The sequence below is a fragment of the Nocardia tenerifensis NBRC 101015 genome (genome assembly GCF_000308715.1).
Taxonomy (GTDB): Bacteria; Actinomycetota; Actinomycetes; order Mycobacteriales; family Mycobacteriaceae; genus Nocardia; species Nocardia tenerifensis.
On sequence record NZ_BAGH01000361.1, the window covers coordinates 1 to 4,928 of the forward strand.

Here is a 4,928-nt window from a genome sequence, read left to right on the forward strand (position 1 = left end):
GAACCACATCCGCTGCTGCGCGTAGGACAGCGGCACCCTGGACGGGCGCGGCCGGGCGTGCAGCGCCTGCCCGGCGGCCGAGCCCGCGTGCCGCTCGACCCGCTCGGCGAGCGCGGCGACGGTGGTCGCCTCGAACAGCAGCTGCACCGGCACCCGCACCTGCAGCGCCGACCCGATGCGGGCGGCGGCCTGCGCGGCGAGCAGCGAGTTGCCGCCCAGTTCGAAGAAGTCGTCGTCGGCGCCTACCCGACCCTCGTCACCCGAGATCAGCAGCGCGGCGAAGACATCGGCGACGATCTCCTCGACCGGCGTCGACGGGGCGCGGAAAGCCTTGGCGGCGAACACCGGTGCGGGCAATGCCGCGCGATCCAGCTTGCCGACCGGGGTGAGCGGGATCTCATCGAGCACCATGATGGCGGCCGGAATCATGTACGCGGCCAGCGACTCTCCGATGAACTCGGCGAGTTCGCCGGTGTCGACGGTGGTTCCGGGCCGCGGCAGCACGTAGGACACGAGCGCGGTCGCGCCGGACGGCAGCGTCTTGCCGAGCGTCGCCGCGTAGTCGATGTCCGGGTGCGCTGTCAGCGCGTTGTCGATCTCGCCGAGTTCGATACGGAAACCACGGATCTTGACCTGGAAGTCGGAGCGGCCCAGGTACTCGATGACCCCACCGTCTTCGGATTCGGTGCGCCGCACCAGGTCTCCCGTGCGATACAACCGCGCGCCAGGCGTATCGGTATCCGCGCCGAACGGGCTGGCCACGAACCGCTCCGCGGTGAGCCCCGGCTTGCCGAGATAGCCCTGCGCCAGCGCGGGACCCGAGAGGTACAGCTCGCCGACCACACCGGCCGGCACCGGCCGCAGCCGCGAATCCAGCACGAACGCACCGACTCCCGGAATCGCCGAGCCGATGGTGATGAGGTCCTCGGGCAGCATTCGCGCCGAACTCGTCGCGAGAATGGTGGCCTCGGTCGGCCCGTAGCCGTTGTAGAACTCGCGGTCCGCGGCCCAGCGACCGACCAGCTCCGGCCCGAACTTGTCGCCGGCCACCACCACGACCCGCAGGTCGTCCAGGTCGGCCGGGTCGACCGACTCCAGCGCGCCCGGCGTGATCAGCATGTGCGTGACGCGCTCGCGGCGCAGCAGATCGGCGAGCTCGTAGCCGCCGAACACCGACGGCGGCGCGATCACCAGCGTCGCCCCCGACGAGAAGGCGAGCAGCAACTCCAGAATCGAGACGTCGAAGTTGGGCGAGCACACATGCAGCACCCGCGAGTCGGCGGTGACCCCGTAGTGCTCGCGTTCGGCGGCCACCAGGCCGGCCAGGCCGGTGTGGGTGACCACGACGCCCTTGGGCCGCCCGGTCGAGCCGGAGGTGTAGATGACGTAGGCCGGGTGCCGCTCGTCCAGCGGACGCACCCGGTCGGTGTAGGAGATGGGGTGCTCGGGGCGCGCGGCGATCCGCGCGGCCTGCACCGGGTCGTCCAGCTCGATCCAGTACACGGCGGTGCCGAGCACCGGGCGGTGGGCCGAGGTCGTCAATCCGACGGTGGCGCCGGAGTCGGACAGGATGTGGTTGATGCGGTCGGTCGGGTAGGCCGGATCCACCGGCACATAGGCCGCACCGGTTTTCGCGACCGCCCAGACCGCGACCACCGAGTCGAGGCTGCGGGCGATGCCGATGGCGACCACGTCGCCCGGCCCGATGCCGCGCTCGATCAGCTCCCTGGCCAGCCGCGAGGAGGTCGCGTCCAGCTGGGCGTAGGTGAGCTCGCGGTCGTCGTCGGGGCGGCCCGACGGATTGAACCGGACGGCGACCTCATTGGCCTCGGATTCGACGGCGGCGGTCAGCAACTGCCCGAACAGCGGGCTGCCCGACCTGCGGCGACGGCTACCACGAGCGGAACGACGGGCAGTTTCCATTCGAGTGCATTCACCTCTCGCATCGAGCTAGGACCCGGCCCTACCCCATACCTAGGGCGTATCGTCCGGGGCCAGCGCGGTCCGAGCAATCATATAAGGGACTGATCGGTGTCCACGCCTGCTGTCTTGGATTACTACGGGCCGCTGACGACGGTCCACGCCCCCGACTTCGGCTCCTGTTCTCGGTCACACATCCTGCCGCTACCCCATGGAAGCGGTGTCTTGCCAGATCCAGATGTATATCGGTGCCGGACCGGTGGCGTTGCACGAGGACCCGGATCGGTGAACTAGTTCACAGCCATCCCCGTCGGGTCGCCTGCACCCCGGCCTGGAATCGGGTGCTCGCGCCGAGCCGCTCCAGCAGTCGCGCGGTCCGGCGGACCACAGTACGCCGAGACATCCCGAGCCGTCGCGCGATGGTGTCATCGGTGGCACCCAGACCCATCAGGGTCAGGATCGCGCGGTCGCGTTCGTCGAGGGCCTCCGCCGTCGGGTTCACCGAGATCGGCGCGGCCAGCGACCACAGCACGTCGAACGTCTTGATCAGCAAGTCCAGCGCGGGTGAGCCGGTGATCCGCAAGCCCATGGGGTCGGGGCGGCGCTCGTCGACGTGCAGCACCAGGCTAGCGCGTTCGTCGTCGCTGATGATGACTTTGACCGGCGGCTCGGGCAGCGTGCGCGCCTGTGCCCCACTGGCATTGGTGGACAGCGCGTGCCGCAGCCGCTCCGGGTCCTGATAAATGGTGTCCTGGTAGAGCGTTTGGTAGCGGATGCCCTCGGCGAGCCGACTCCGCTTGAGCTGGAACAGCTGTCGCTCGCGCTCGACGTCGCTGAGGTAGGGCCCGCGCTCGATGACCTTGACGCAGGTGCGCGCGCTGGTCTGCATCTCCTCGAAATCGGCCAGCATCTCCAGGCGTTCGAAGACCGGGACCACCGCGCCGTTGCTGCGCGGCGAGCGGCGCACCGAGCGGAACGTCTCGCTGAGTCGCGCCGCGGCCGTGTGCATCTGGTTGATCTGCTGTTGTCTTCGCCGAGCCTCGGCCTCCGACAACGACTCCGGGGCGTGGGCGTCCCACACCGCGGGCGTGCCCTCGGGGCCCGCCACGCGCACGGCGGCGCGCAGGTCGGCGAGCACGTTCAATGAGGCCGCCGCCGCCTCCTCCGATACGCCCAGATATTGCGCTATATCGGGAAGGCTCGATCGAGGATGATGCACCAGCACGGCGTAGGTGCGGCCGTGTGGTGATCCAGGCTCGAAGATTTCGCCCAGCTCTGTCACGGCCCGAGCCTATCGACCGACCGGTCCTCGTGGGGAGTCCCGGCCGCCACTGGGGGGCACATGGATCTACGGAATATCAAGCCGGGCAGCGGAATCAGTGCGCCGACGGTCCCCACTGCAGCGGCACACCCTTGGCCGCCAGATAGGGCAACGGGTCGATCTTGTTGCCGCCCTGGTCCCAGATCTCCAGGTGCAGATGGGGACCGGTGGAGTTGCCGCGGTTGCCGACGGTGGCGATCACGTCGCCCGCGTTCACCCGCTGGCCGACGTGCGCGAACATCTCGTTGACGTGGCCGTAGACGGCGGTGGTGCCGTCGTCCTGCTGCACGCGCACCCACAGGCCGAAGCCCGACGCCGGGCCGGCCTCGATCACGGTGCCGCTGCTGACCGAGTGGATCGGGGCGCCGATCTGGTCGGCGAAGTCGAGGCCGTAGTGCATCTCGCCCCAGCGGCTGCCGAAGCCGGAGCTGATCTCGCCGCCGACCGGGCGCACCGCGCCCGACGGGGCGGGCGCGACCTGCTGCTGCACACCCTTGAGGATCTGCTCCGCCTGGGCCAGCGGGCCCGCGATCTCCGGCGGCAGGTTCTGCAGGCCGAACGGCGCGGCGACGGGAGCGGCGATCTCGGCGGCGACCGGCGCCTGGGGAGCCGGGGCCTCGGCCACGGGGGTGACGGCCTTGGCCTGGGCGACCGGCAGAATGCCGGTGCCGCGGAACGTCATCGGGGCGGCGGCCTCGTCGCCGTCGTGCGCGCCGGGCAGCAGCGGGCTGGCGACGGCCGGGGCGATCTGCGAGACGGTGCCGATCAGGGCGCCCGCGGCGACCGCGACGCCCGCGGCGACCTTCACCCGCTCGGTGGCGGTGGACTCGGCGCGGTGCCGCGTCGGCCGACCCGAGATTTCATCGCCGATGAGGCTCATGACGGTAATGGAACTGGGGCCTACCCGGTGGTGCGACAAAGCTGCGTCCTTGCGTCCGAAGAACAGGTGGTTCAGCGGTGCCGGGCCGGTCGCCCTCCGGTTCGGTAACGATCCGGAGAAAGTTGCGATGTAACGGTTTGGCATCCGTTGTGACGGGAACTCTACCCCGTCGTGATCATTCCGCAACCTTCTGCGGCAAAGACGCAGGTAAACGCCGGGTCAGGCGTCCAGTAGGCCACACTGTAGCCGTGATCATCGATGACTTGACCGTCCCCATCGTGCTCGCTCCGATGGCCGGTGGACCCTCCACGCCCGAGTTGACCGGCGCGGTCGCCGAGGCGGGCGGCCTCGGCCTGCTGGCCGCCGGTTATCTGTCCGCCACCGACCTCGCCGCCCGGATCGCCGCCACGCGCGCCGCGACCGGCAGACCCTTCGGCGTCAACCTGTTCGTGCCGGGCCCGGCCACCCCCGCCGCCGACTTCGCGGACTACCTCGCCGAACTCGCGCGCGACCACCCGGTCGGCGACGCGAAGCACGACACCGACGACTGGGCCGCCAAACTCGACCTGCTCGTCGCCGACCCGGTCGCGGTCGTCTCGTTCACCTTCGGCTGCCCGACGGCCGAGGAGATCGCCCGGCTGCGCGCCGTCGGCTCGGAGACCTGGGTGACCGTGACCTCGCCGGCCGAGGCGCGGATCGCGGTCGAACGCGGGGCCGATGTGCTCGTCGCGCAGGGTGCGGAGGCGGGCGGGCACCGCGCCACATTCGTCGACCGGCCGGCCGACGACGCCACCGACCCGCTGAGCG

Annotated in this window: 4 protein-coding genes; 1 reads left to right on the forward strand and 3 read right to left on the reverse strand. The window is 70.5% G+C overall.

The window, feature by feature from the left end; translation table 11 throughout:
- From ON39_RS28730 to ON39_RS28740, 3 genes are all read right to left on the reverse strand, one after another.
- A partial coding sequence (locus ON39_RS28730) for a non-ribosomal peptide synthetase (protein WP_040739080.1) occupies nt 1-1,923 on the reverse strand: 1,923 nt, incomplete at its 3' end.
- A gap of 292 nt (nt 1,924-2,215) precedes the next feature.
- On the reverse strand, nt 2,216-3,202 hold the full coding sequence (locus tag ON39_RS28735; RefSeq protein ID WP_040739077.1) for a helix-turn-helix domain-containing protein: 987 nt from the start codon (nt 3,200-3,202) through the stop codon (nt 2,216-2,218).
- A gap of 94 nt (nt 3,203-3,296) precedes the next feature.
- On the reverse strand, nt 3,297-4,121 hold the full coding sequence (locus ON39_RS28740) for a M23 family metallopeptidase (RefSeq protein ID WP_040739078.1): 825 nt from the start codon (nt 4,119-4,121) through the stop codon (nt 3,297-3,299).
- 248 nt (nt 4,122-4,369) lie between these two features.
- Here ON39_RS28740 and ON39_RS28745 point away from each other — a divergent pair.
- Nucleotides 4,370-4,928: nitronate monooxygenase (locus ON39_RS28745; RefSeq protein ID WP_040739079.1), on the forward strand; the 559-nt coding region annotated here is incomplete at its 3' end.